Raw genomic sequence first — 24,971 nt, forward strand, 5'->3', positions numbered from 1 at the left:
CCGCCCGACATACACCTCCGCCTCCCCCAACCCATCGTCTGTATGCCTCGCACCCGGACTGCTCTCCTCGCCGCCGGCGCCCTCGGCCTGGGCACCGCCGCCCTGCGCCGCTGGCGCCGCCACCCGTCACCACCGCCCGGCGGACGGCCGTTGCGCGTCGTCTGCGTCGGCGCCGGGTTCGCCGGGCTCCGCCTGGCCCAGGAGCTCGACGGCGAGCCCGTCGAACTCACGCTCGTCGACCGCAACAACTACCACCTCTTCCAGCCGCTCCTGTACCAAGTGGCGACGGCGGCGCTGGAGCCCGAGGAGATCGCGCACTCGGTCCGCGGCGTCCTCCAGGGCCAGGCGAATGCCCGGTTCCGGATGGCCCGGGCGACCGGCGTGGACTGGGAGCGGCGTGAGCTCCAGACGGCCCAGGGCGAGCCGATCCCGTTCGACCGCTTGGTCATCGCGGCCGGCGCCGAGACGGCGTCGTTCGGCGTGCCCGGCGTGGAGGAGTTCGCCTTCGGCCTCAAACACTTGGAAGACGCCGTCGCGCTGCGGAGCCACACCATCCGCCGGTTCGAGCGGGCCACGCTCGACCCGGACGAGATCGACCGCGGCGCGCTCACGTTCGTCCTCGTCGGCGGCGGGCCGACGGGCGTCGAGATGTCGGTGGCGCTCGTGGAGCTGTTCGACATGGTGCTCCAGCAGGACTTCCCCGAGCTCGACTTGTCGCGCGCGCGCGTGATCCTGGCCGAGGCCGGGGACAGCGTCCTCTCGGTCTACGACCGCGACCTCCGTCAGTACGCGCTCGACCAGATCCGCAAGCGCGGCGTCGAGGTCCGGCTGGGCGCCGCCGTCGAGCGCGTCGAGGGCGCGGGCGGGCAGGCGACGGCGGCGATCATCGACGGGGAGCGCGTCCCGGCCCAGACCGTGCTGTGGGCGGCGGGCGTCCAGGCGGCTGGGCTGGCGGCGACGCTGGGCGTGGAGCAAGGCCGCGGCGGGCGGATCGCCGTCGAGCCGGACCTGTCGGTGCCCGGTCACACGGGCGTCTACGCCGTCGGCGACGTCGCGGCCGGCGTAGAGCCGCTGCCCCAGCTCGCGCCGGTCGCCCAGCAGCAGGCTCGGTACGTGGCGCGGCGGCTGGCCGCCGAGGCGCGCGGCGAGGCGCCGGACGCCAAGCCGTTCCGCTACACCGACAAAGGGAACATGGCGACCATCGGGCGTGGTGCCGCCGTGGCTGAGGTGCCCGGCGGGATCAAGCTGACCGGCTACGTGGCGTGGCAAGCCTGGGCCTGGCTCCACCTGGCCCTGCTGATCGGCTTCCGAAACCGGGCCAACGTCTACGTCAACTGGGTCTACAACTACTTCACCTACGACCGCTCGGCGCGATTGGTGCTCAACCGCGAGCGCGTGGCGGGCCTCCTCCAGCGCGCCGTCGACGCACCGCCCGCCGAAGCGCAACCGTAACCGGCCCTCCACCCTCCCCCCTATCCTATGCGCTCCCGCACGCTTCGCTTCGACAACGACCGCGGCCCTAGCCGTGCTCCGGTTCGACTTTTCCAGGCTGGGCCAGTCTAACGGTGACCTTCGACACCCACGTCTCGTCGAACGTGGCCGACCTCGCCGCCGCGCGGTTCATGGGCGGGGCGGCCGTACTGCTCGCCGCGGCCCAGACCCCCAGCGTCCGCTCCGTCGCTACGGTTGGCGCGCCGTGCCGGCCCCGCGCTTGATGACGATCGCACTCTGCACGTCCCCCACCTCCCGAACCTCCGCGTGATCCCCGAGGCTTGGGACTGCAGCTCGCTCTGGTCGGCGTAACACCAGCTCTGAAGGTTTGTGCCTCACCCGAGCCGCCCCGCCCCGCCCATCCACCACCCCTGGCCCCTCCTGACTGCGCCGTCGCTTCGCGGTGTCTAGGAGGGGAACTCCTCTGAAGGCGTTGGAGCATGAGGTAGAAAGTCAGCGACCTGGTACAAGCCGTCGCAGGTGCTCACTCTCACGCACCTACGGGAAACCCCTTCGGTTATGCGTCAGCCCCTAGGCTAGCTTCCAGACCGCGAGCCGATCCATTCGGACGTCTCAGTAGTGTGCTCCTACGGCGCCTGCGCCGCACTCGGCCATCGTACGCCCGACAGGCGCGCACATCCTTTCGTACATACGCCCATGCCTGCCCCCTCTGACTCGCCTCTTGTAGACGTTGCGATCACCATCAACGGCGAGTCCCGAGACCTCTCCGTAGACCCGCGCGCCAGCCTGCTCGACACGTTGCGCTTGGGGCTCGACCTCAACGGCTCCAAAAAGGGCTGCAACCAGGGCGCGTGCGGCGCCTGCACCGTGCTCCTCGACGGCGAGCGCGTCAACGCGTGCCTGGTGCTGGCGGTGACCTGCGACGGCCAGGAGGTGACGACGGTGGAGGGCATCGGGATGCCCGGCCACCTCCACCCGCTGCAGGACGCGTTTATCGAGCACGACGGGTTCCAATGCGGCTACTGCACGCCGGGCCAGATCGTCTCCGGCGTCGCGCTGCTGGCAGAGGCCGCCACCGGCCAGCCGAGCGTCGTAGACGTGGACCTGTCGCCCGACTCCGCCGCCCATTTGTCCGACGAGGAGCTGTCCGAGCGCATGAGCGGCAACATCTGCCGCTGCGGCGCCTACCCCGGCATCCGCGCCGCGCTCCGCCACGCGGCCCAGACCACCCCGCCCGCTTCCGCATGACGCCCTTTACCTACCACAAACCCGCCTCCGTCGCCGACGCGCTCGCGCTGCTGGCCGAGCCCGGCGCGACGCCGCTGGGCGGCGGCACCAACCTGGTGGACCTGATGCGGAAGGGCGTCGAGACGCCCGACCACCTCGTCGACGTGCAGGACCTGCCGTTGGGGGAGATCGCCGAGACGGACGACGGCGGGTTGCGCATCGGCGCGCTGGTGTCGAACACAGCGCTGGCGGCGCACGACCGCGTCCGCCGCGACTACCGGATGGTGTCGGAGGCGACGCTCGCCGGCGCCTCGCAGCAGCTGCGCAACCGGGCCACGACCGGCGGCAACCTGCTCCAGCGGACGCGCTGCTACTATTTCACCGAGCCCGGCTACCCGTGCAACAAGCGCGAGCCCGGCTCGGGCTGCCCGGCCAAAGACGGTTTCAACCGCATCCACGCCATCCTGGGCGAGAGCGACGCGTGCATCGCCACGCACCCGTCGGATATGTGCGTGGCGTTGGCAGCGCTCGACGCCACGGTCGAGATCGAGGGGCGGGGCGGCCAGCGCCAGGTCCCCCTCGTCGACTTCCACCTCTTGCCCGGCGACACGCCCGACGTCGAGACGGTGCTCGCGGCCGACGAGATCATCACGGCCGTTACGCTTCCGCCGCCGTCCGACGCGAGCCGCCAGTCGGTCTACGTCAAGGTCCGCGACCGCCAGAGCTACGCCTTCGCGCTCGTCTCCGTCGCCGCTGGGCTGGCGCTTGGCGCCGACGGCCAGGTCGAGGACGTGCGGCTGGCGCTGGGCGGGGTGGCGCACAAGCCGTGGCGCGCGTTCGACGCCGAGGACCTGCTCCGCGGCGGCCCTGCCACTGACGACGCGTTCCGCCAAGCGGGCGAAGCCATCGTCGCCGACGCGACCGGCTACGGCCACAACGACTTCAAGATTCCTCTCGCCCCGCGCACCGTCGCCGTCGCCCTAGGCAAGGCGCTCGCACGCGCGCAGCGCGCATCCGGTGATGCCCGATGACCACGACCCAGACCACTCCCATCATCGGCCAGGCCACGCGCCGCGTCACCGGGCCGCTCAAGGTCTCGGGACAGGCGACGTACGCCGCCGAGTTCTCCAAAGACTTCGGGCCGGAGCTGGCGCACGGCGTCTTGGTGACCACGATGGCCGCCAGCGGCCGGATCGCGTCCATCGACACGGAGCAGGCAGAGGCGGCGCCGGGCGTCGTCCGGGTGTTCACGCACCTCAACGCGCCTGAGCTTCCGTACGAGGAGCCCGTCATGCGGCCCCAGGTGCAGCCCCAGGTGGGCGATCCGCTGCGTCCGCTCCAGACCGACCAGATCTTTTTCAGCGGCCAGACCGTGGCCGTGGTCGTGGCGGAGACGCTGGAGCAGGCGGAGCACGCGGCGACGTTGGTTCGCGTCACGGTCGACGAGGCGCCAGCCGACACCAATCTCCACGCCGCCCGCCAGCGGCCCGAAGCGGACGAGGAGCAGGACACGCCGCGCGTCTCGGCGCCGAAGAAGCCGGCCGAGAACAGCACGATGACGGGCCGCCCGTCCGACGTGACGGTGGGCGATCCGGACGCCGCGTTCGAGGCCGCCGCGCACACCGTCGACCTGGACATCGAGATCAAGACCCTCGTCAACCACCCCATCGAGCCGCACGCGACGATTGCGTGGTGGGAGGGCAACAAGCTCACAGTCCACGACAAAACCCAATGGGTCGACAACGCGCGCCACAAGCTGGCGCTCGCGTTCGGCATCCGCCAGGAGGAGATTGACCTTAAAGTCGACGCGCTCAACACGGCCAAGGACGCCGTCGAGAGCGTGCTGGGCATTCGGGAGTCGAGCGTCCGGGTGATTACGCCGTTTACCGGCGGCGGCTTCGGCTCGGGCCTGCGGACATGGCCGCACACGTTCCTGACGGCGATGGCGGCGCGCGAGCTAGACCGGCCGGTCCGCTTGGTGCTGACGCGGGCCGAGATGTTCACGTCGGTCGGCCACCGGCCGCACAACCTCCAGCGCGTCCGGCTGGGGGCCGACGCCGACGGGCGCTTGCAGAGCGTGATCCACGAGGGCTGGCAGGAGACGTCGGTGTACGAGGAGTACACGATGAACCTGCTCAACACCACGCGGATGGCCTACGCCACGCCCAACCTGCGCACGACCTATAGGCTGGTGCCCTTGAACGTCCAGACGCCGACCTCGATGCGGGCGCCGGGCGAGTGCTCGGGCGCGCACGCGCTGGAGGTGACGATGGACGCGCTGGCCGCTGAGATGGGGATGGACCCGCTGGAGCTACGCCGCCGCAACAACGCGACGCACGACGTCCAGGGCACGCCGTTCTCGTCCAAGCACCTCGCCGAGGCCTACGACCTGGGCGCCGAGAAGATCGGCTGGGCCGACCGCCCGCTCGCCCCGCGCTCGATGCGCGACGGCGACGACTGGGTCGGGCTGGGCGTGTCGTCGACGTTCTACCCGGCCAACCGGATCAAGGCGTCGGCGTCGGCGCGGCTCTTGCCTGATGGGACGGCCCAGGTCCACACGGCCGCCTCCGACATGGGGCCGGGCACCTACGTCTCGATGACGATGGTGGCCGCCGACACGCTGGGCCTGCCACTCGACAAGGTCCGGTTCGCGCTCGGCGACTCCGACTTCCCGCACGCGCCCGTCCACGGCGGCTCCATGACGATGGCTTCGGTCGGCCCCGCCGTCAGGGCCGCGTGCCAGGCCGCGGTCCAGGCCGTCATCGAACTGGCCATCGACGACGACGCCTCGCCGCTGGCGGGCGCCAGCGCGAACGACGTTCGCCTGGAGCACGGCGAGCTGATCGGGCCGGGTGGGCGCGAGACGCTGATGGACGCCGTCCGGCGGCACGGTGAGCCCGTCGAGGCCACGGCGGCGTCGGGGCCGAACAAGCTCCAGATGCTGATGCCGTCGGACTACGTTTTCCACTCGTACGGCTGCGTGTTCGCGCGCGTCCGCGTGGACGCGAGGACGGGCGAGCCGCGCGTCGAGAAGGTGGTGGCGGTCAACGACGTGGGCAAGGTCATCAACCCGACCACGGCGGCGTCCCAGACCATCGGCGGCGTGGTAATGGGCATCGGGATGGCGCTGATGGAGGAGGCGATCCTCGACCCGAACTTCCACCGCTACGCCAACGACACGCTGGCCGAGTACCACGCGCTCACCAACCGCGACGCGCCCGAGATCGAGGCCCACTTTGTCGGCGAGCCGGACTACGAACTCAACCCGCTCGGCGCGCGCGGTGTGGGCGAGATCGCGACCGTCGGCACGTCCTCGGCCGTTATCAACGCCATCACCCACGCGACGGGCGTCCGCGTCCTAAGCCTGCCGGCGACGCTGGACAAGGTGCTCCATGCCGTCTGAGGGCCTGGACGCTGGGCCGGCCGGCCATTCGGCGCCGAACAGCCTGCGCGCGCTCCTAGCCGACTACGCCGCGCTGCGGGCCGACAGGCGTCCGTTCGCCGTCGCGTCGGTCGTCGGCGTGGAGGGCTCGGCGTTCCGCCGCGAGGGTGCGCGCCTGCTCGTGGTGCCGGACCCGGTGACCGACTTCGCGTCCGTCACGGACGCGCTGCACACCTGGGCGCAGGTCCCTCGGCCCCAAACCCTGGGCTCGATCTCGGGCGGCTGCCTGGAGGGCGAGGTCGCGTGGCACGCGCTCGACGCCGTCCGCACGGGCCGGCCGCGCACGGTCGCGCTCACGTCGCGCCTGGGTGACGGCGACCGCGCCGCGTTCGGGATCGGCTGCGGCGGGACTGTCACGGTCCTCGTCCAACCCGTTCGCCCGGGCCACGCCGGACCGCTCGACGCCGTCGCGCACGCCCTCCGGTCGCGCCGGACCGGGGCGCTGGCGCTCGTCACCGGGGGGCCAGAGGTACACCTCGGCCGCCACCTGTTCGCCCGCGCCGACGGCGACGTCGACGGCACAGTCCAAGACTCCGCGCTGCGTGCGGCGCTCATGGCTGAGGCCGTCGGCGCGCTCGCGGCGGGCGCCAGTCGGACGGTTGCGGTACCCAGCGACGCGGGCGAGGTCGTGGTTCGCATCGAGGTCGTCCGGCCGCCGGTCTGCGTTGCCGTGGCCGGGACAGGCCCCGACGCCCGCGCCCTGGTCCGGCAGGCGGCGCTGCTGGGCTGGGAGACCGTCGCCGTCGGCGCGAGCTCTGCGCCCGAGGTCGCCGCTGCGATCCCCGAGGCAGACCGTGCGCTAGCCGTCCCAGAGCCGTCCGACCTCGCGGGGCACCTGGACGACCGGACGGCGGTCGTGGTGCTGACGCACAACTTCGAGCGCGACCGGGCCTTGGTCGGGGCGCTCAGCGCCGCTGCTGTCCCCTACCTCGGGCTCCTTGGCTCTCGGGAGCGTACAGCGCGTCTGGTCGCGGACCTGGCCGAGGCGGGCGTGACGCTCACGGCCGGCCGGCTCTCGTCGCCCGTCGGCCTCGACATTGGCGCCGAGACGCCCGAGGAGATTGCGCTCGCAACGTGCGCCGAGATCCTGAGCCACTCCAAGACCTGGACGTCCAAGATCCGGACAGAGGCGGACTCGCGGCTCACCACCAACTCGGATCGGCCGCGAGCGTCTCTCCTGTGACGCCCCCCTCCCTCGCCGACGGCGCGCCGCCGGAGCTCGCGCCCATGACGGCCAGCGACGAGGCGCACCGTACGGATACGCCCGACGGGCACCGAGCCGGAGGATCACACGCTGTCGCACGGCTAACGGCGTTGTGGGGGCTCGTCGAGGTCGGGCTCGGCGGTGCGCTCCACGCACTGCGCCTGCCGCTGACCGGCCTACTGGTCGGGTCGAGCGCCGTTGTGCTGCTGGCGCTGATTGCCGAGGCGGCGCGGCGTGACGGCCGCTCCGTGCGCCGGACGCTGCTCGGGGCGACGGCCGTCGTGCTCGGCGTGAAAGCGGCGGCGAGCCCGCACAGCCCCGTCGGCGCGTACCTCGCAGTCGCGTTCCAGGGTGGACTTGCCACGCTCGCCCTGCCGACGTTGGGCCGACGGCTGGGGCCGCTCGTGCTGGGCGTCGTCGCGCTCGCTGAGTCGGCCGTCCAGCGAGTCTTGGTGATGACGATCCTGTTCGGGGCCGCCTTCTGGGACGCCGTCGACGCGCTCGTGGACCTGGCAACCCGTCAGCTCGGCGCGGTCGTAGGCGCCGACCTGGGCGGGGCGGGGTCGGGGAGCGTGTGGCTCGTGTCGGTCTACATCGGCGTTCACCTCGTGGTGGGCGGGGTGGTCGGCGTGCTGGCGGCGCGCGTCCCCAAGCGGGCGTTCCGAGCCGCTCAGCGGCCCAGCGCGGTGGCCCTCGCACGGGCGGGGCGGGACCGCTCCGATGAGCGGACGGCACGCGCGGCGCGCACGCCGCGGCCGTGGTACGCCCGGCCACCGATCCGCCGCCTCGGTCTGGCGGCCCTCCTTTTGGCCGCCTACGCCGCGCTCGGGCTGACCGAGGGGAGCGCACGGCCCGCAGCCGACGCGGCTGTGGCCGTCGTGCGCGCGGCCGTGCTGCTCGCCTTGTGGACGACCGTTGTGGCGCCGCTCGCGCTTCGGCTCGTCCACCGGCTCGCTGGTCGGTCCCGGCGCGGCGCCGACGTGGCACGCGCGGCCGAACAGATCCCCGAGCTCCGCGCCATCGCGGGGCTCGCGTGGCGCAAGACGCGGGGCCGCGGCGGAGCACGCCCGCTCGCCTTCGCGGTTCTCGTCTCGGCCGCCGCCCTCACCAGCGGGGAGCGCCGCGGGGAGAGACCCGATGCCCCATGATCGTCGTCCTCACCGGCCCCATCCAGACGGGCAAAACCACTGCCCTGCGCCGCGTCTTCGCCAACGGTGCTATACCGGGCGCCGCTGGCGTGCTGCAACCAGTGATCAACGGCCGACGGCACGTGCTGTCTCTAGCGTCGGGCGAGACGCGACCGCTCGAAGCAGAGCCGGGTGACGAGGTTGTGCGTGTCGGCCGGTTCGCGTTCTCTGCCGCCACGTTCGCCTGGGCGCGTGCCCGCGTCGACAGCGCCGACAGCGCCGGGAGTTGGCTCGTAGTCGACGAGGTCGGCCCGCTGGAGCTCCGGGGCGAAGGACTGGCCGACGCCGTCGGGCCGGCCATCGCGCGCGCGCGCCAGCCAGGCAGCCCGCGCTTGCTCCTGGTTGTCCGCGAGACGCTCCTGGACCGCGCCGTCGCCGACCTCGGGCTGAGTGACGCGGACGTCGTGCGCTTGGGGGACCGGCTCCCAGGCGGACCGAGGCTCCACCCCGCCCAGACCGCCCTGTGAGCGCGCGCCGCCTGGGGGCCGTCGTGCTCGCCGCCGGCCGCTCGTCGCGGATGGGGCGTGAGAACAAGCTGCTCGCGGACCTCGCCGGCCGGCCCGTCCTGGACCACGTCCTCGACCTCGCGACCGACGCGATGTTCGCAGACGCCGTCGTGGTGGGCGGATACGACCGCAGTGCCGTCAGCGCCGTCGCGCAGGCGCGGAGCGTTCGAACGGTCCACAACGCGCGCTGGCGGGACGGCATGGGCGCGTCGATGCGCGTCGCCGTCGCCGACCTCGACCCGGACCTCGACGGAGTAGTGGTCCTGCTTGGCGACGTGCCGCTCGTCCAAACCGCAACGCTCGTGCGGCTTGCCGAGGTCTGGCGCCAGTCCCCGGCGCCCGCCATCGTGCGCCCGATCTGGCGAGGGCAGCCCGGCCACCCGGTCGTGTTCTCCAAGGCGTTCGTCCCCGACCTCCTGCGCCTACGCGGCGACGACGGCGCCCGCGCCGTCCTGATCGAGCACACCGCGAGCCTCGTCCGAGTCGACACCGGCGACGAGGGGGTGACGATGGACGCCGACACGCCCCATGCACTCGCCACGCTCCGACGGCGCGTGCGGGCTCTGTAGAGACGACCGCCGGAGCCCCAATACCAGATCTCACGGTCGATGCGCCACCCCGCCCCCTGGCTGCGCCGACGCTGCGCGATGTCTCCTGCCAGCGGGAGAGAGGACGTCGTAGAGGCCGCTCGGGCGGGGCGGAGGAGGGCGCACGAACTCAAAGATCCAGGAGTAGGGACGACGCTCAGTCCTCGTCTCACCTGACCTTCCCGGTTCGCTACACGTGCTCGATCGCATGTGAGCAAACTGCCTGAAAGCGGATGCCGCCACCGCGACTCCCGCTTGAGGACTTGTCGCCCGAGAGGCGTGTGGTGACCAAAGGCGTCCAGATGGGAGGACAGCCGGAGTAGAAAGACGTGGTTCGGGAATCTCTACGGCCCGATGGAACGTCTGGCGCGCGGCTTGTAGCTAGCGTCGACGTCCACCACTCTTCGTCTCATGCTCCGAACAGTCCTCCTCGTCCTCGCAGCGTTCCTCGTCGCCCCAACCGTCTCGGCGCAGTCGCTGCCCCCCGGAGCGCGCGCTTACCTCGGCGACTGGACGACGTACGACGGCGACGAGCCCCAGTCCGTCGTCCGTCTCACCGAGTCCAGCGGCGTGCTCCGCGGGCGGATCGTTCGCATCCTGCCGACGGAGGAGTCTCCGCAGCCCCAGTACCTCTGCGGCGAGTGCATTGGGGAGTTCGAGGGGGCAGATCTCCGCACCGTTCCGCTCATCGAGGGCATGGAGTGGGACGGCGGAGAGTTCTCCGGCGGGCGCATCACCGACCCGACGAACGCCAAGCGGTACAAGGGCATCTTGAAGCTCGACGGCCGCGACGAGCTCCGCGTCCGCGGGTACGTCGGCGTCCGCGCTCTCGGTCGCACGCAAACCTGGCGGCGCGCGCAGTAGAGGTGTCAGGCACGGCCCGCGTGCAAGCTGACGGCGACCTTCCGACTCCGGGCGGCGACACGGATTCTAACGAGAGCTCGGACCTCGACCTACTGCGAACGGCAAGCCGACGCCGGGGTCGGTGCCAAGCGCGTCCAGCGGGGCGGGGCGGGGCGGTCAAAGCGGTGCGTCTCAGAGACGGTTTGGTGCCCGGCTCCGAGTCCCCTCTCCCCAGCGGGGGGAGGTCGGGAAGGCGGCCGCTCCGACGTCCGTCCCCCACCCCGCCCTTTGCCGGTAGAGGAAGGAGAACCACTACCAAACAGTTTCTCAAGTCTCGTCCGCTCTGCCTCACCCACCCCGCCCCATCGAAGCGTCGAGGACGGCACAGAGTGCGCGGGGCTGGGACCGCGGCCGGACTGCCTCGTCGAGCCGCGGTCGCCGGGCGGGGCGGCCGTCGATGTCGGCAGGGACGTTCTCCTCCTGGACAACCGTGAGGCCGGCGCAGCTGGGAGGGGGACTCCTCCCGTACCAAACAGCCTCTCAGAAGGAAACGGACCCGGTCCGGCTCGCCAGGAAACCGGAGCCGGAGGTCTGTAGAGCACGCGGCGGGCCTGGACGAGATGGGGCCAGCGGTGTCCCGTGGTCGGCGGCGAACCAGGCCGCCAGCCCGCGGGCCGTGGGCGTCAGCGGTCCTCCGGGGTCTCGTAGCCGAAGCGCGCCCCGTCGGCCCACGCGCGCTCCTGGTTGCCGTAGGCCGGGACCCCGCCGGCGTCCTTCAACAGCCGCGCGAGGTGGAGCACGTTCCACGCCATGAACGTCGTGTTGCGGCGCGTAAAGTCGTTGTCGAGGCCGACCCGCGAGCCGTCGTCGCGCTCGTCGCCGTAACTCGGTCCCGGCCCGATCTCGCCGATCCATCCGGCGTCGGTCTGGGGCGGGATGGTGTAGCCGAGGTGTTGCAAGCCGTAGAGCACGCCCTGCGCGACGTGCTTGACCCCGTCCTCGTTGCCGGTCACGACACACCCTGCGACCTTGCCGTAGTAGACGTACTGGCCTTTCTCGTTGAGCATCCCGCTCATGGCGTAGAGCCGCTCGATGAGCCGCGAGGCCACCGACGACCGTTCGCCGAGCCAGATCGGCGTGCCGACGAGCAAGATGTCGGCGGCCTCGACTTTGTCGTAGAGCGCCGGCCAGTCGTCGCGGTCGGCCCCGTGCTCGGTCATGTCGGGCTGAACGCCCGGCGCGAGGTCGAGGTCGACGGCGCGGACAGCCTCGACGGTGACGCCCTGGTCTTCCCAGATGCCGATGGGGACCTGGAGCAGGAGGTCGGTGTGCGAGCGGGCGGGCGACGGCTTGAGCGTGCAGTTGACGACGAGCGCGCGGAGGTCGGCGTAGTCGGCGGGCGGAGGACTGGACATGAGGGTGTTTGGGTGAATCATCATCCTAAGAGGATCTCTCGCTCTCTGTGCTCTTGAGTGCCCAGTAGACGAGGGCGGGCTGGAAGAACAGCCGCGTAAACCGTTTCGCGTCCGTGTCCAAGCCGAAGGCGTCCCGGCGGTTCACGAACTGCGAGACGTTGCCGGGGAAGACAGCCGTGAAGAACCCCGCCGCGACCTTCCCCACCGTCGCCCTATGTTGTTCGCCGGTCGCGATGAGCGCGCCCCCGAGAGCGATCTCAGCGATGCCGGAGGCGACGACCGTCGTGTCTATCGGGAGCGGCACCCAGTTCGGGACCTGCGCTCGAAACTCTTTGCGCGAGACCGTGAGGTGGCTCGTACCGGCGAAGACGAGCCCGCCGCCGAGCAGGAGCCGAGCGACTTTTTTGACTTGTCTCTTGTCCATGGGGCTTCGTGGTGTGCGGGCCCACTTGACCCCTGCTAGGAGAGGCCAGTTCCTTCTACGGCTCCGTTGGCGAGAGGCGTTAGGGCGGCGAGCGGGAGCCGCTCGCCGAGTGCGCCGTCTAGGTCGATCCGCTCCATGCTTGAGGGGGCTACCCGCGCGGTGGCGAGCGGCACAGAACCGTAGCGGCTCGGGGTGGTATCGGCGTGCAGATACCCCCCCCCGTAGACATAAGCCAGCGATTCAACGACACCACCGTTCTCATCACCGGCGGCGCCAGAGGAATGGGCGCTGAGCACGCCCGCGGCTTCCACGCCGAAGGCGCCAACGTCGTCGTCGCCGACATTCTCGAGGACGAGGGGCAGGCGCTCGCCGGAGAACTCGGCGACCGCGTCCGCTACGTCTCGCTCGACGTCACAGAGCCCGACCAGTGGGATGCGGCGGTGGCGACCGCCGAGGAGGCGTTCGGGCCGGTCGGCGTTCTCATCAACAACGCGGGGATTGGAGGCCCGCCGACGACCGTCGCCGATACTGACCCCGAGGAGTGGCGTAAGGTGATGGCCGTCAACCTCGACGGCGTGTTCTACGGCATCCGAGCCGCCGTGCCGTCGATGCGGAAGGCCGGCGGCGGGTCCATCGTCAACATCTCATCGTTTGCCGGGCTTGAGGGTACGCCCCTTGCCAACGCGTACTCAGCCAGCAAATTCGCTGTACGTGGGCTCACCAAGACGGCTGCGTTCGAGTTGGGACGCGAGAACATCCGGGTCAACTCGGTCCACCCCGGCTACATCGAGACGCCGATCCTGGGCGGCCTCTCCGCAGAAGACGCAGGACTCGACCTCAAGCTCGCATTGCCGCGGATGGCCCAACCGGAGGAGGTCACCCGGCTCGTCCTGTTCGTAGCCTCCACAGACGCGAGTTACTCGACGGGTTCTGAGTTCGTGATCGACGGAGGCTGGTCGGCTGGTGACCCGTTCCCGATCGCAGCGAACCAGACGTTCGTGCCGGGCGAGTAGGCGCGCGGACTCTAGCTCCCCGAGTTTCCCCGCTGCTGAACCGGGCTGCTGGCGGCGCCCGTCGGGCGGTGACGAACGGCGTCCGTGCTACAGAGCTGGACGCCCCTCCGCTGGACACCATCGCGCGGCCGCTCAGATCGTGAAGACGGTTCTCGCGTCGGTGCCCGAGTCCCACGCGCGCTCGACCTCCGCCAGCGGCACGGCGTCCACCTCGACCTGGAGCCCGGCCGGACCCGCCGCCTCCAGCACGCCCGCGACCGAGCGAACGAGAGACTCGTGGGACACGCTGCCCAGGCCGCTCCCGATCAGTTCGAGCCCGCTGCTCCGCACCGCCGCCGCGGGCAGCGTGATCTCAGCCCCCCCGAGCGATCCGATGTTGACGAACCGGATCCGCCGCGCGGCTTGGCCGGAGCCGTGCCCCGTCGCCGCCTCCATGAAGGCCTCCGCCGATGCGCCCCACACATAGTCCAGGACGATGTCCACGCCCGCCTCGATCTCGCGCTGGAACCGGTCGGCGAGTCCGTCCTGATCGCCGGTCGCGACGAACGAGTCGGCGCCCGATGCGAGCAGTTCGTCGGCGCTCCCAGGGCTCCGGCTCGTTGCGACAATGCGTCCCGCGCCCAAGTGCCGCGCGTGGAGTGAACCCGCTTTGGGCTTTGGTGGCTCTCCCGCACTTTGTGTGATCGCGGACGGCGTCGCGCTCCGACGGGATCGTTCGGGCAGGCTCACCCGCCCGCCTCTGCATGGCCGCCTCCGTCGTCCCGTTCCGCATCCCCGGCTGCCGCCTCGACGCCGTCCAGGCCGACCCGTCTGACCTCACCGTCGACGCGAGCAGCAAGGCCCGCAGCGCCGTCTGCCCGGGGTGCGGCCACCGCTCGCGGCGCGTCCACGGCCTCTACACCCGCTCGCCGGCGGACCTGCCCGTCAGCGACCGAGCCGTCGGGCTGCGCCTCCGAGTCCGACGGTTCCGCTGCCTGAGCGAGGCCTGTCCGCGACGGACGTTCGCCGAGCCGTTCCCCGATCTCGTCGCCCGCCACGCCCGGCGGACGGACCGCCTGGCCGCGTCGCAGGTCCGCACCGGACTCGCGACGGGGGCCGAGCCGGGCGCACGGCTGCTCCGTGACCTGCGGATGCCGACGAGCCCCGACACCGTCCTCCGGCTCCTCCACCGGCACCCGGTGCCCGAGGCCGAGACGCCCCGCGTGCTCGGCCTCGACGACTGGGCATGGCGCAAGGGCCGCTCGTGGGGCACGATCCTCATCGACCTGGAGACGCGCCGTCCTGTCGATTTGCTACCAGACCGGACGTCGACGGCTGTCTCGGCGTGGCTCCGCGATCACCCCGGCGTCGAGGTCGTCGCACGCGACCGCTCGACCGAGTACGCCCGTGCGGTCTCTGAGGGGGCGCCCGACGCGGCCCAGGTCGCGGACCGGTGGCACCTGCTGCACAATCTCCGCCAGGTGCTCGTCCGGCACCTGACGAGCGTCCGCGGGCGGCTGAGGACGCTTCCAGGAGTAGAGAGCCTTCCGGCATCGGAGTACCAGCCTGGACGACGGACGGCCGCCGAGCGGGCGGCGTCGGCCGCCAGTCGCGACCGGCACCACGCCCGATACGTCGAGGTCCGACGGCTCCACGCCGAGGACGGCCTCAACGCGCTCCAGATCGCCCACGCGCTCCGGATCGACCGCAAGACCGTAGCCAAGTACCTCGCCGCCGACGCGTTCCCTGAGCGCGGACGCCACTCGGTGCCGCCGAGCGTCCTGGCGCCCTATCAGGAGCACCTCAACGCGCGGTGGGCGGAGGGCGAGCGGAGCGCGCTCGTGCTCTACCGCGAGATCGGAGCGCTCGGCTACTCCAGGTCATCGCGCCCGGTCTCGCGCTGGGCGCAGGGCCGCCGGACCGAGCCCCACCCCCGAACGCCCCGCAAGTACCTGACGGGGCTCCGCGAGCCGGTCGAGAGCGCACCGCGCCGCGGACGTCTGCCGTCGACGCGGAAGCTGGCCTGGCTGCTCGTCCGCGACCCTGAAGCGCTCGACGCATCGGAGACGGCCGTGCTCGCCCACGTCCGACAGGACACGGAGGTCGCACGTCTCCACGATCTCGCGCGCTTGTACAACCGGATGGTGCGCGAGAAGCGGCCGGACGACCTCGACGGCTGGCTGGAGGCGAGCCGCACGAGCGGGATCTCCGCGCTGGCGACCTTCTCGGACGGCTTGCGTCGGGACTACGCCGCCGTCCGCGCCGCGCTGGACGAGCCGTGGAGCAGCGGTCAGGCGGAGGGTCAGATCAACCGGCTGAAGATGCTCAAGCGCCAGATGTACGGCCGGGCCGGCTTCGACCTGCTCCGCAAGCGCGTCCTGTGCTCGGCGTGATCACACAAAGTGCGGGAGAGCCACCAAAGCGGGTTCACTCCAGCCGGGGTTGGCGAGCGCCGCCGCCGCGACGTCATCAAGGTTGTCCGGCACCGTCGCGAGGTACGTTCGCTTTACTGCGACCCGTTCCGCCATCGCGCCGACGGGCGGCTGGGGAAAAGCGAAGTACACCCGCCGCCCGTCGTCCAGCCTGCCGACACCGTCGACGCTGGGCACGAACGGCGGCGTCCCGGCCGAGTAGTGCGTGCCCTACGCCTGTACGCGCACGAGCGAGCTTAGCGTCGCCGCCCGCACCGAGACGAGAACCTCGCCCGATTGAGCGACCGGCTCCTCGAAGGTGCGGTACTGGGGGGGACGTTCGAACGATTCGACAACAGCTGCGTTCATGGTGGGGGTAAGGGGAAGTGCGAGACGGGGTGTTTAGACGGGCTCCTACACAGGCCACGTTTGCTGCGTCCACGCCTGATCCCAGAACGTCCACTCGTAGCGGGCGCTGGCGACGAAGACCATCACGGCTCGGTCGCGCTCGGCTGGGCTGGCGGCGTCGGCGAAGCGCTGGAGCCGCTCCAGGAGGTGCCGCATGTAGTCGTTGAAGCCGGGGTCCGCGTCCGGTGGCGCGAGAGCGGCGAGATACCCCCGACCGCCCTCTTTGTCGGCTCGCCGTACGACCCCGACGCTCGCTACGCGAAGAAGCGGACGACGCGCTGGACGGGCTACAAGGTCCACCTGACCGAGACCTGCGACGACGAGCGGCCCAACCTCATCACGGCCGTGGCCACCACGGCGGCCTCGGCCTCCGACGACTCCGTGACGTCCTCGATCCACGCGTCGCTCGAAGAGCGTGACCTCCTCCCCGCGATGCACATCGCCGACACCGGCTTCGTAAACGCCCCGCTCCTGGTCGAGGCCAGGGAGCGCTACGGCATCGACCTCATCGGTCCGACCCGTGGAGACAACCAGTGGCAGCTCAAGGAGGGAGCGGGCTTCGCCGCTCGCGACTTCGACTGGGACCGCGAGCAGGCCACGTGCCCGGAGGGGAAGACCAGCTCGAACTGGACGCCGGCCGTCGACCGCCGGAAGAACGAGGTCGTCAAGATCAAGTTCGCCGCGGCCGACTGCGGCGTCTGCCCCAGTCCGGTTCGGTGTACGCGGTCGTTGCCACCGCGCCGGACGGTGACCGTCCGGCACCGCGCCGAGCACGAGGCGCTCCAGGCGGGTCGCCAGAGAGAGCGGACGGCCGAGTTCGCCGCCGAATACGCCCGCCGGGCCGGCGTGGAAGGGACGATCGCGCAGGGGACGCGGTCGCACGGGCTCCGGCGGTCGCGGTACGTCGGGCTGGCGAAGACGCACCTCCAGCACCTGATGACGGTGACGGCGATGAACGTGGTGCGGCGGCTGCGGTGGCTGGCCGGCGAGGTGAAGGCGGAGACGCGGCCGTCAGCGTTTGCGCAGCTCTGCTTGGCGCCGAGCACGGCCTAAAGCGTCGAAACCGGATTCGCCACCAGTCTCAAAGTGCGGAAGAAACGAGCCGGGGTCACTCCACTTGGGGCTACGTGACAGGCCTCCCGGGTCATGCGACATCGGGGTCACCGGGGTCCACCCCAGGGCCTCCTCGACAACCCCCGCCGGCATTTCCGAGATCTCCGCCGCCCTTTGGAGGCGGAGCCCCAGCGCCATCAGAGCCGCCCCCTCCTCCCCAAGACTCGCGACGGTCGACCAGCCTCTTTAGCCGACCCCGTAGCTCAATAAAAGGTGTTTGCCTTCTTTAACGGCTTATACTGCGCCCCCCACACCCGCCCCTCCTAAGGCGCCCGCCCCACCTATGGCTCTCGCTCGACGCCCGGTCTCTCCCGACACCCTCCGCGCGACGGGGTGGGCGCTCGGCGTGACGGCGGTGCTCGCCGTCCTCATCGTGGTCGGCTCCCGGAACCTGGAGCACTTCGACGCCGCGCTCGTCGGGTACACGTTCGCCGTCCTCTTCGCCACCTTCGGGCTGACGTACCGCTACGCGATGTGGCTCCGGCGCCCGCCGACGGGCGCCTACTGGCGGCGCGGGTGGCAGGCCTTTTTCCGGCCGAACCGCTTGGGGCGCAACCTGGGCGTGGGGGCGAAGCGCGTAGGGTCGGAGGTGCTCGCCAACCGGTTCATCTTCAAGCGCGGCACGCTCCGGGGCGTGACGCACCTGCTCATCATGTGGGGCTGCTTGATCGCGGTCGCGATCACGTTCCCGCTCGTGTTCGGGTGGCTCTACTTCCGGCCGGTCCCCGGCGACCTCGCGCTCTACGAGGCCGTCGTGTTCGGCTTCCCGGCGTTCCGATTCCCGCACGGTTCGATCGTCGGCTTCTTCCTGTTCCACGGGCTCGTGTGGTCGTCGTTTCTGGTCATCGCCGGCGTGATGCTGGCAATGCGGCGGCGGATGCGCGAGGAAGGCGCGGCCGCGGTCCAGCGCTACGCCGAGGACTTTATGCCGCTGGTCCTGCTGTTCGCGGTCAGCGTGACGGGCCTGATGCTGACGGCCAGCTACACCTGGATGAGCGGGTACGCGTACGGCTTTATCGCCATCCTGCACGCCATCACGGTCATCGGGACCTTCCTGTGGCTTCCGTTCGGGAAGTTCTTCCACGTGTTCCAGCGACCGGCCCAGCTCGGCGTCGGGTTCTACAAGGACGCCGGGCGGGGTGGCGAGCCGGCCCACTGCCGCCGGTGCGGGCACGCCTTCTCGTCGCGGATGCACGTTGAGGACCTTATCGAGGTCGAGCGCCAGCTTGGCTACCGCTACGAGATCGCCCCCTCGGGTGACGGCGCGGCCGGCGCCGAGGTCGATCACTATCAGTGGATCTGCCCGCCGTGCCGCCGCGCCTCGTTCGTGACCGCCCAGGCGCTCGCCTGGCAGGGCCGGCGGGGCGGCGAGACGCTGCCGCGGACGGCCGGCCCGCTCCCGATGCCGGTCTACGCCAACCCCGGCCCGGGCGAGGGGCCGCTGGGTCCCGAGGACGCCGCCAACTTCCACCCCTAGAGGCCGACCCACCATGCCCACGACCCCCACGCCCAGCCTCGACCTCGACGCCATCCGCGAGTTCGGCCCGTACCTCCAGTACGCTCGCGACATGCGCGTCGACACCGGCGTTGAGCCCGACCGCTACGTCAAGACGCACTGCTGCTTCTGCGGCCAGCAGTGCGGGATGCAGCTCAAGGTCAAGGACGACACGGTCGTCGGAGTCGAGCCGTGGTACGACTTCCCGTTCAACAAGGGCATGATGTGCCCGAAGGGGATCAAGCGCTACCTCCAGCAGAGCCACCCCGACCGGCTCCTCCACGCCTACAAGCGGGACGCGAGCGCGCCGAGCGGGTTCTCCGCGATGGCCTACGAGGAAGCCATCGGGCGCGTGGCCGCCGAGATCGACCGGATCCAGGCCGAGCACGGTAAGGACGCCTTTAGCATCCTGTCCGGCGCGAGCCTGACGACGGAGAAGACGTACCTCATGGGCAAGTTCGCCCACATGGCGCTCAAGACGTCGAACATCGACTACAACGGCCGGCTCTGCATGGTGAGCGCGGCGGCCGGCAACAAGAAGTCGTTCGGGGTCGACCGCGCGGCGAACCCGTGGAGCGACATCCTAGGCGCCGACGTCGTCTGGATCAGCGGGGCGAACGTAGCCGAGTGCGCGCCGATCACGACGAATTACGTCTGGCAGGCCCGCGAGCACGGGGCGAAGGTGATCGTGGCCGACCCGCGCATCACGCCCATCGCACGGACGTGCGACCTGTTCCTGCCCGTCAAGCCGGGCCGCGACACGGCGCTCTTCAACGGGGTCTTGCACCTCATGATCGAGAACGACTGGATCGACCACGAGTTTGTCGAGCAGCACACGGTCGGGTTCGACGCCGTCGCCGAGGAGGTCCACGCCTGGACGCCGCAGCGGACGGCCGAGGTCACGGGCGTCGCCGAAAAGTCGATCCGCCAGGCGGCCGAGTGGTGGGGGCAGGCGTCGACGAGCTTCCTCATGCACGCCCGCGGCATCGAGCACCACAGCCGCGGCGTCCAGAACGTGATGAGCGCGATCAACATCGTGCTTGCCTCGGGGCGCATCGGGCGCGAGCACTGCGGCTACGGGACGATCACGGGCCAGGCCAACGGGCAGGGCGGGCGCGAGCACGGCCAGAAGTGCGACCAGCTCCCCGGCGGGCGCGACCTGGGCAACCCCGAGCACCGCGAGTACGTGGCGGGCGTCTGGGGCATCGAGCCCGACGAGCTCCCCCAGCCCGGCGTCGACGCGTACGAGATCATCCGGAAGATCCACCGAGGCGAGATCAAGGGGCTCCTGTCGGTCTGCTTCAACCCGGTCGTCTCGCTTCCCGACAACAACTACGTCCGCGAGGCGCTGGAGAAGCTGGACTTCTACGTCGCCATCGACTTTTTCCTCAACGAGACGGCCCGCTACGCCGACGTCGTGCTGCCGGGCTCGCTCCAGGAGGAGGATGAGGGGACGGTGACTCAACTCGAGGGCCGCGTCATCAAGATCAACCCGGCCGTCCAGCCACCCGGTGACGCCCGCCAGGACTGGCGGATCATTCAGGACATCGCCAAGGCGCTCGGCCGCGAGAGGGGTCTCACGTTCGCAAACCCGCGCGAGATGTTCGAGGAGCTGCGCGTGGCGTCGAAGGGCTACACCAACGATTACTCCGGGATCACCTGGGAGCGCGTCGAGGACAACTACGGCGTGTTCTGGCCGTGCCCGTCCGAGACGCCCGAGGGCGTGCCCGAGCCCGGCCCGCAGGGGACGGTCCGCCTGTTCGAACCGGACTCGTGGAACCCGATCGCCCAGGGGGCCGGCCCGTTCTACTTCCCCGACGGGAAGGCCCGGTTCAACGTGACCGAGTACGTCGGCCCGACCGAGGACGTCGACGACGAGTACCCCGTGATCCTGACGACGGGCCGCGTGGTGAGCCAGTTCTTGTCGGGCACTCAGACGCGGCGGATCGGCCCGCTCATTGACCACTACCCCGAGCCCCGCATCGAGATGCACCCGCACCTCGCGGCCCAGCTCGGCATCGCCGACGGCGACTGGGCGACGGCCGAGAGCCGCCGCGGCAACTGCACGCTCCGCGCCCAGGTCGTCAAGACGATCCGGCCCGACACCGTCTTCATCCCGTACCACTGGGCGGGGCGGAAGAGCGCGAACCAGCTCACGATCTCGGCCCAGGACCCGATCTCCAAGATCCCCGAGTACAAGGTGTGCGCCGTCCGCGTGACGCGGGCCGAGGCCCCGCCCGAGTACGAGGAGAAGCTCCAGCCGCAGCAGTAACGCCGCCCCGCCCGTAGCCCCGCCGACCCGTGCCCGTCCCCGAGACCCTGGAGTTCTTTATCGACCCCGCCCGCTGCATCGGGTGCCAGGCGTGCGTCCAGGCGTGCGCCGAGTGCGACACCCACAAGGGCCAGTCGATGATCCAGCTCGACTTCGTCGACCGCGCTCGCTCGACCCAAACGGCGCCCGTGGTCTGCATGCACTGCGACTCGCCGACGTGCGCCGAGGTCTGCCCCGCCGACGCCATCAAGCGGACCGAGGACGGCGTGGTCCACTCGGCGCGCAAGCCGCGGTGCATCGCGTGCAACAACTGCGTGCTGGCCTGCCCCTTCGGCGTGCCCAAGATGGACACCGAGGCGCAGCTCATGATGAAGTGCAACATGTGCTACGACCGGACCTCGGTCGGCCTCAAGCCCATGTGCGCCTCGGTCTGCCCCAGCCAGGCGCTCGCCTTCGGGACGCGCGAGGAGATGGCCCGGCTCCGCCCGAACGCCCGCCCCGTCAACACCTTCCAGTTCGGCGCCCAGACGATCACGACGAAGGTGAACCTGATGGTCCCCGCCGACGGCATCGACTGGGTCGACGTGGCCGCCGCCATGCACGAGCCGACGGTCAGCCACGACCTGCTCGACGACGTGTTCGGCGGCGACATGTACCTCGACCTGCTCGCCGACGACAGCCCACCCCGCCCGAGCGCCCCCCTCTCCGACCGCCCCGCCCAGGCATGACTCCCCACGCCCCCCAGACGCCGCTCGACCCGGAGCGCCGGACGAAAGCGCCCGACGGCCGGCCGCTCGACGCCCAGCCCAAGTGGCGCCGCGACTTCCCCATCGACTGGCCGCAGGACGAGTACGTCGGCCGCCGCGACCTCGTCAAGTTCATCGTGCTGACGAGCGTGGCGTTCGTCGTCGGCCAGGGCTACATCGTGGCCAAGAGCATCGGCCGGAGGCGCGTGCCGCGCGTGGGCGGGGTGGCCGTCGCGCGCGTCGACGAGCTGGCGGTCGGCGAGGGCAAGACGTTCCGCTACCCCGAGGGCAGCACGCCGCGCCTCTTGGTGCGGACGGGCGCGGCCTCGTTCGTGGCCTACGACCAGGCCTGCACGCACCTCATGTGCCCGGTCGTTCCGGCCGCCAAGGGCGAGGGCCACGGCGCCGTCGCGGTCTCGCCGGACGGCGGCGGGCTCGCGCTCCACTGCCCGTGCCACAACGGGTGGTTCGACCTCGAGAGCGGCCGCCCGACGGCCGGGCCGCCCCGGCGCCCGCTCCCGCGCGTCACCGTCGAGGTGCGCGGCGGGACCGTCTACGCGACCGGCGTCGAGGGGGGAGCAGCATGAGCACCCCCACCCCGCCCCCCGAACACACCGCGTCCGGCCGGACGACGGCCCAGGGCGCCCGGTTCTCGCGCGCCCAGCGGATGACGATCGTCAACGGCATCCTCGCCATCGTGGTCCTCATCGTGATCCTCCAGCTCTGGCTGCTCACGGCGTCGATGAACGCCATGCTGGGCGGCGACCACGGCGTCGCCGTGCCGGCCGCCCTCGCCAGCCTCGTCTGCCTCGGCCTCAACGCTGGCCTCCTGTGGTACCTCTACCGCCTCGACGGATGACGCCCGACGCTTCCCCCGCTCCACTCGCCGAGGACGACCGCCAGCCAGGCGCCACGCTCGCCCTCGCGCTGGCGACGCTCGCGCTGGCAGTCAACTTCTGGGCCTGGAACCTGCTCGGGCCGCTCGCGCCGACCTACCGCGAGCTCTTGTCGCTCACACCGTTCCAGGTCTCGCTGCTGGTCGCCGTCCCGGCGCTGATCGGGTCGCTGGCGCGCATCCCTATCGGCGCGCTCACCGACCGCCTGGGCGGGCGCGTGATGTTCACGGCCGTGACGGCGCTCACCATCCTGCCGGTCGTGTTCCTGTCGGTGGCGGACGCCTACTCGTCGCTCCTGGTGGGTGGGTTGTTCCTCGGGCTCGGCGGCGCCTCGTTCGCTGTCGGCATCCCGTTCGTGAACGCGTGGACGCCGCCCGCGCGGCGTGGACTGGCGCTCGGCATCTACGGCGCGGGCAACGTGGGCACGGCCGTTTCGGGCTTTCTCTCGCCCTCGATTGCGGAGAGCATGGGCCGGCCCGCCGCGTTCTGGGTCGTCGCCGTGGCGCTGGCGGCGACGGCCGCCGTGTTCTTCCTCCTCGGCCGCGACGCGCCGGGACGGACGCCCTCGGCGGGGTCTATGACCGCGCGCTTCGTCGAAGCGTTCAAGCTTCCCGTCGCCCGCGACCTCGCGTTCCTCTACGCCGTCACGTTCGGCGGCTTCGTCGCCTTCGGCGCCTACCTCCCCACCTTCCTCGTCGATGCCTACGGGTTGGAGGTGGCAGACGCGGCCTTGCGCGCGGCCGGGTTCATCGTGCTCGCCACCGTGACGCGGCCCATCGGCGGGGCGCTGTCGGACCGGTTCGGCGGCGTGCCGGTGCTGCTCGTCTCACTCATCACGATCGGCCTGGGCGCCGTCGTGACAGCGTTCGAGCCCGGCATCGTGACGGCGACGGTCGGATTCCTGGCGATCGCGGCGGCGCTCGGCGCTGGCAACGGGGCCGTGTTCGCGCTCGTCGGACGGCGCTCGCCGCCGAGTCAGGTCGGGAGCATCACCGGGCTCGTCGGCGCGGCCGGCGGGCTGGGCGGCTTCCTCCCGCCGATCATCATGGGACTCGTGTTCCAGGCGACGGGTTCGTACGCCATCGGCCTCATGCTCCTATCGGACGTGGCCTTCGCCGGCGCCATCTACGCCGCGTGGCGGCTCCGCGAGGTTCGCTTGTCGGACGCGTCATGATCACAGTTGCCGAAGCGGACGCCCTCTTGTCCGAGCACGTTCGCGCGCTGCCCGCCATCGCCGTACCGCTGGCGGAGGCGGCGGGCCGCGTACTCCGTGAGGCCGTCGTAGCCGACCGCGACGTGCCTCCATTCGACCGCGTCACGATGGACGGCGTCGCCCTGGCGTCGGCGGACCTGGACCGGCGGCGCTTCCGCGTCGCGAGCACCCAGGCGGCGGGCGAGCCGCCCCACACGCTGTCCGAGGCCGGCGACTGCGTCGAGATTATGACGGGCGCGGCCCTCGCCGAGGGCGCCGACACCGTCGTCCGCTACGAGGACCTAGTCTTGGAAGACGGCTGGGCCTCGCTCCGAGAGGGCGTCGCCGTCACGCCGGGCCAGAACATCCACGGGCGGGGCGACGACCGCCGCGCGGGCGAGCCCGTGCTCGGGCCGGGCGTCCGAATCGGACCGGGCCACGTCACAGCCCTCGCGTCGCTCGGCGCGGCGACGGTCAGGGTGTCGGCCGTGCCGCGCGTCGCCGTCGTCACGACGGGCGACGAGGTCGTCGCCGTGGCCGAGACGCCCCTCCCCCACCAGATCCGCCAGTCGAACGGGCCGGCGCTCCGGGCCGCGCTCGCGCTCCACGGCGTCCCCGACGTCGCGCTTGCCCACGCGCCCGACGACGAGGCGCGGCTCCGCACCGTCTTCGAGGGGGCGCTCCGCACGTCGGACATGCTCGTGCTCACCGGCGGCGTCTCGGCCGGCCGGTTCGACTTGGTGCCCGGCGTGCTGGCGTCGCTCGGCGTGCGCGAGGTGTTCCACAAGGTCCGCCAGAAGCCCGGCAAACCGCTGTGGTTCGGCGTCGCCGAGGACGGGACGCCCGTGTTCGGGCTCCCGGGCAACCCGGTCTCGGCGCTCGTCGGGCTGGTGCGCTACGTGGTCCCGTTCCTGGACGCCGCCGCCGGCCGCCCCGCCCCGCCCCGCCCGCGGCTCCGGCTGACTGCGTTGCCGCGGCGAAAGAACGACTTTACGCACTTCGTGCCCGTCCGCCGCGACGGGCTCGACGCCCACCCCGCCCCATCGAACGGGTCCGGCGACGTCCTCTCGCTCGTCGCCAGCGATGGAATCGCCGAGGTGGCGGCCGGCGTACAGGAGCCGGGTTCCGTCCCCTTCATTCCATGGAGCCCCCTCTAAGC

25 protein-coding genes and 1 pseudogene are annotated in these 24,971 nt (G+C 71.3%); 20 read left to right on the plus strand and 6 right to left on the minus strand.

Translation table 11 applies throughout. The features are described from left to right. The first annotated feature begins 42 nt into the window (after positions 1–42). The 10 genes from RQM47_RS11015 (at position 43) to RQM47_RS11060 (ending at position 10,469) form a co-directional block, all read left to right on the plus strand. Complete coding sequence (locus RQM47_RS11015) at positions 43–1,452, plus strand: NAD(P)/FAD-dependent oxidoreductase (RefSeq protein ID WP_311664743.1); 1,410 nt, start codon at positions 43–45, stop codon at positions 1,450–1,452. Positions 1,453–1,565: 113 nt separating this feature from the next. Further along, positions 1,566–1,715, plus strand: coding sequence for a hypothetical protein (locus tag RQM47_RS11020; protein ID WP_311664741.1), 150 nt, complete (start codon positions 1,566–1,568; stop codon positions 1,713–1,715). Between the two features lie 433 nt (positions 1,716–2,148). Continuing rightward, complete coding sequence (locus RQM47_RS11025; protein ID WP_311664738.1) at positions 2,149–2,700, plus strand: (2Fe-2S)-binding protein; 552 nt, start codon at positions 2,149–2,151, stop codon at positions 2,698–2,700. Then, positions 2,697–3,710, plus strand: coding sequence for a xanthine dehydrogenase family protein subunit M (locus RQM47_RS11030; RefSeq protein ID WP_311664737.1), 1,014 nt, complete (start codon positions 2,697–2,699; stop codon positions 3,708–3,710). Before RQM47_RS11025 ends, RQM47_RS11030 begins: the two co-directional genes overlap by 4 nt. Beyond that, complete coding sequence (locus tag RQM47_RS11035; RefSeq protein ID WP_311664735.1) at positions 3,707–6,082, plus strand: xanthine dehydrogenase family protein molybdopterin-binding subunit; 2,376 nt, start codon at positions 3,707–3,709, stop codon at positions 6,080–6,082. The genes RQM47_RS11030 and RQM47_RS11035 overlap by 4 nt, the downstream gene beginning before the upstream one ends. Continuing rightward, positions 6,072–7,304, plus strand: coding sequence for an XdhC family protein (locus RQM47_RS11040; RefSeq protein ID WP_311664733.1), 1,233 nt, complete (start codon positions 6,072–6,074; stop codon positions 7,302–7,304). The genes RQM47_RS11035 and RQM47_RS11040 overlap by 11 nt, the downstream gene beginning before the upstream one ends. After that, positions 7,301–8,473, plus strand: a complete 1,173-nt coding sequence (locus RQM47_RS11045) for a hypothetical protein (RefSeq protein WP_311664731.1) — start codon at positions 7,301–7,303, stop codon at positions 8,471–8,473. The genes RQM47_RS11040 and RQM47_RS11045 overlap by 4 nt, the downstream gene beginning before the upstream one ends. After that, positions 8,470–8,979, plus strand: coding sequence for a nucleoside-triphosphatase (locus RQM47_RS11050; protein ID WP_311664729.1), 510 nt, complete (start codon positions 8,470–8,472; stop codon positions 8,977–8,979). The genes RQM47_RS11045 and RQM47_RS11050 overlap by 4 nt, the downstream gene beginning before the upstream one ends. After that, entirely contained in the window at positions 8,976–9,587 is a 612-nt protein-coding gene (locus tag RQM47_RS11055) for a nucleotidyltransferase family protein (RefSeq protein WP_311664727.1), read from the plus strand. Before RQM47_RS11050 ends, RQM47_RS11055 begins: the two co-directional genes overlap by 4 nt. A 429-nt stretch (positions 9,588–10,016) precedes the next feature. Beyond that, on the plus strand, positions 10,017–10,469 hold the full coding sequence (locus tag RQM47_RS11060; protein WP_311664725.1) for a DUF2147 domain-containing protein: 453 nt from the start codon (positions 10,017–10,019) through the stop codon (positions 10,467–10,469). Positions 10,470–11,131: 662 nt separating this feature from the next. Here RQM47_RS11060 and RQM47_RS11065 read toward each other — a convergent pair. After that, the gene (locus RQM47_RS11065; RefSeq protein WP_311666070.1) at positions 11,132–11,863 is read right to left on the minus strand and encodes a flavodoxin family protein; all 732 of its coding nucleotides are present in this window, start codon (positions 11,861–11,863) and stop codon (positions 11,132–11,134) included. 25 nt (positions 11,864–11,888) lie between these two features. After that, positions 11,889–12,287, minus strand: a complete 399-nt coding sequence (locus RQM47_RS11070; RefSeq protein ID WP_314008972.1) for a hypothetical protein — start codon at positions 12,285–12,287, stop codon at positions 11,889–11,891. Between the two features lie 203 nt (positions 12,288–12,490). Between RQM47_RS11070 and RQM47_RS11075 the strand changes: the two genes are divergently transcribed. Continuing rightward, entirely contained in the window at positions 12,491–13,300 is an 810-nt protein-coding gene (locus RQM47_RS11075; protein WP_314008974.1) for a glucose 1-dehydrogenase, read from the plus strand. Positions 13,301–13,432: 132 nt separating this feature from the next. Here the strand turns inward: RQM47_RS11075 and RQM47_RS11080 are convergent, their stop codons facing one another. After that, the gene (locus RQM47_RS11080) at positions 13,433–13,924 is read right to left on the minus strand and encodes a hypothetical protein (RefSeq protein WP_314008976.1); all 492 of its coding nucleotides are present in this window, start codon (positions 13,922–13,924) and stop codon (positions 13,433–13,435) included. A 119-nt stretch (positions 13,925–14,043) separates the two neighbouring features. On the opposite strand from RQM47_RS11080, the gene RQM47_RS11085 reads away from it, so the two are divergent. After that, positions 14,044–15,672 (plus strand): ISL3 family transposase, encoded by a 1,629-nt coding sequence (locus RQM47_RS11085; RefSeq protein WP_311665192.1) that lies wholly within the window; start codon positions 14,044–14,046, stop codon positions 15,670–15,672. Here the strand turns inward: RQM47_RS11085 and RQM47_RS11090 are convergent, their stop codons facing one another. From RQM47_RS11090 to RQM47_RS11100, 3 genes are read right to left on the minus strand one after another with little or no spacing between them, the layout of a single operon-like run. Then, entirely contained in the window at positions 15,673–15,888 is a 216-nt protein-coding gene (locus RQM47_RS11090; RefSeq protein WP_314008978.1) for a hypothetical protein, read from the minus strand. A 33-nt stretch (positions 15,889–15,921) separates the two neighbouring features. Next, entirely contained in the window at positions 15,922–16,059 is a 138-nt protein-coding gene (locus RQM47_RS11095; RefSeq protein WP_311662895.1) for a hypothetical protein, read from the minus strand. Positions 16,060–16,104: 45 nt separating this feature from the next. Further along, complete coding sequence (locus RQM47_RS11100; RefSeq protein WP_311662896.1) at positions 16,105–16,254, minus strand: hypothetical protein; 150 nt, start codon at positions 16,252–16,254, stop codon at positions 16,105–16,107. 15 nt (positions 16,255–16,269) lie between these two features. Between RQM47_RS11100 and RQM47_RS11105 the strand changes: the two are divergent. The 8 genes and pseudogenes from RQM47_RS11105 to RQM47_RS11140 form a co-directional block, all read left to right on the plus strand. Further along, positions 16,270–17,151, plus strand: a pseudogene (locus tag RQM47_RS11105) (transposase); the annotation flags it as partial. A 343-nt stretch (positions 17,152–17,494) separates the two neighbouring features. Then, positions 17,495–18,688, plus strand: coding sequence for a hypothetical protein (locus tag RQM47_RS11110; RefSeq protein ID WP_311662897.1), 1,194 nt, complete (start codon positions 17,495–17,497; stop codon positions 18,686–18,688). A gap of 13 nt (positions 18,689–18,701) precedes the next feature. Further along, positions 18,702–20,978 (plus strand): molybdopterin oxidoreductase family protein, encoded by a 2,277-nt coding sequence (locus RQM47_RS11115; protein WP_311662898.1) that lies wholly within the window; start codon positions 18,702–18,704, stop codon positions 20,976–20,978. Positions 20,979–21,007: 29 nt separating this feature from the next. Further along, a complete protein-coding gene (locus RQM47_RS11120) occupies positions 21,008–21,706 on the plus strand; it encodes a 4Fe-4S dicluster domain-containing protein (RefSeq protein WP_311662899.1) in 699 nt (232 codons plus the stop codon). Beyond that, positions 21,703–22,311, plus strand: a complete 609-nt coding sequence (locus RQM47_RS11125; protein ID WP_311662900.1) for a Rieske (2Fe-2S) protein — start codon at positions 21,703–21,705, stop codon at positions 22,309–22,311. Before RQM47_RS11120 ends, RQM47_RS11125 begins: the two co-directional genes overlap by 4 nt. Next, positions 22,308–22,583, plus strand: coding sequence for a DUF6755 family protein (locus RQM47_RS11130; RefSeq protein ID WP_311662901.1), 276 nt, complete (start codon positions 22,308–22,310; stop codon positions 22,581–22,583). Before RQM47_RS11125 ends, RQM47_RS11130 begins: the two co-directional genes overlap by 4 nt. Beyond that, positions 22,580–23,794 carry an MFS transporter gene (locus RQM47_RS11135; RefSeq protein WP_311662902.1) on the plus strand — a complete coding sequence of 405 codons (1,215 nt, stop codon included), beginning with the start codon at positions 22,580–22,582 and terminating at the stop codon, positions 23,792–23,794. Before RQM47_RS11130 ends, RQM47_RS11135 begins: the two co-directional genes overlap by 4 nt. Next, positions 23,791–24,969, plus strand: a complete 1,179-nt coding sequence (locus tag RQM47_RS11140) for a molybdopterin molybdotransferase MoeA (RefSeq protein ID WP_311662903.1) — start codon at positions 23,791–23,793, stop codon at positions 24,967–24,969. Before RQM47_RS11135 ends, RQM47_RS11140 begins: the two co-directional genes overlap by 4 nt. Positions 24,970–24,971: the final 2 nt, after the last annotated feature.

It is taken from the genome of Rubrivirga sp. S365, from assembly GCF_032248475.1.
Lineage (GTDB): Bacteria > Bacteroidota > Rhodothermia > Rhodothermales > Rubricoccaceae > Rubrivirga > Rubrivirga litoralis.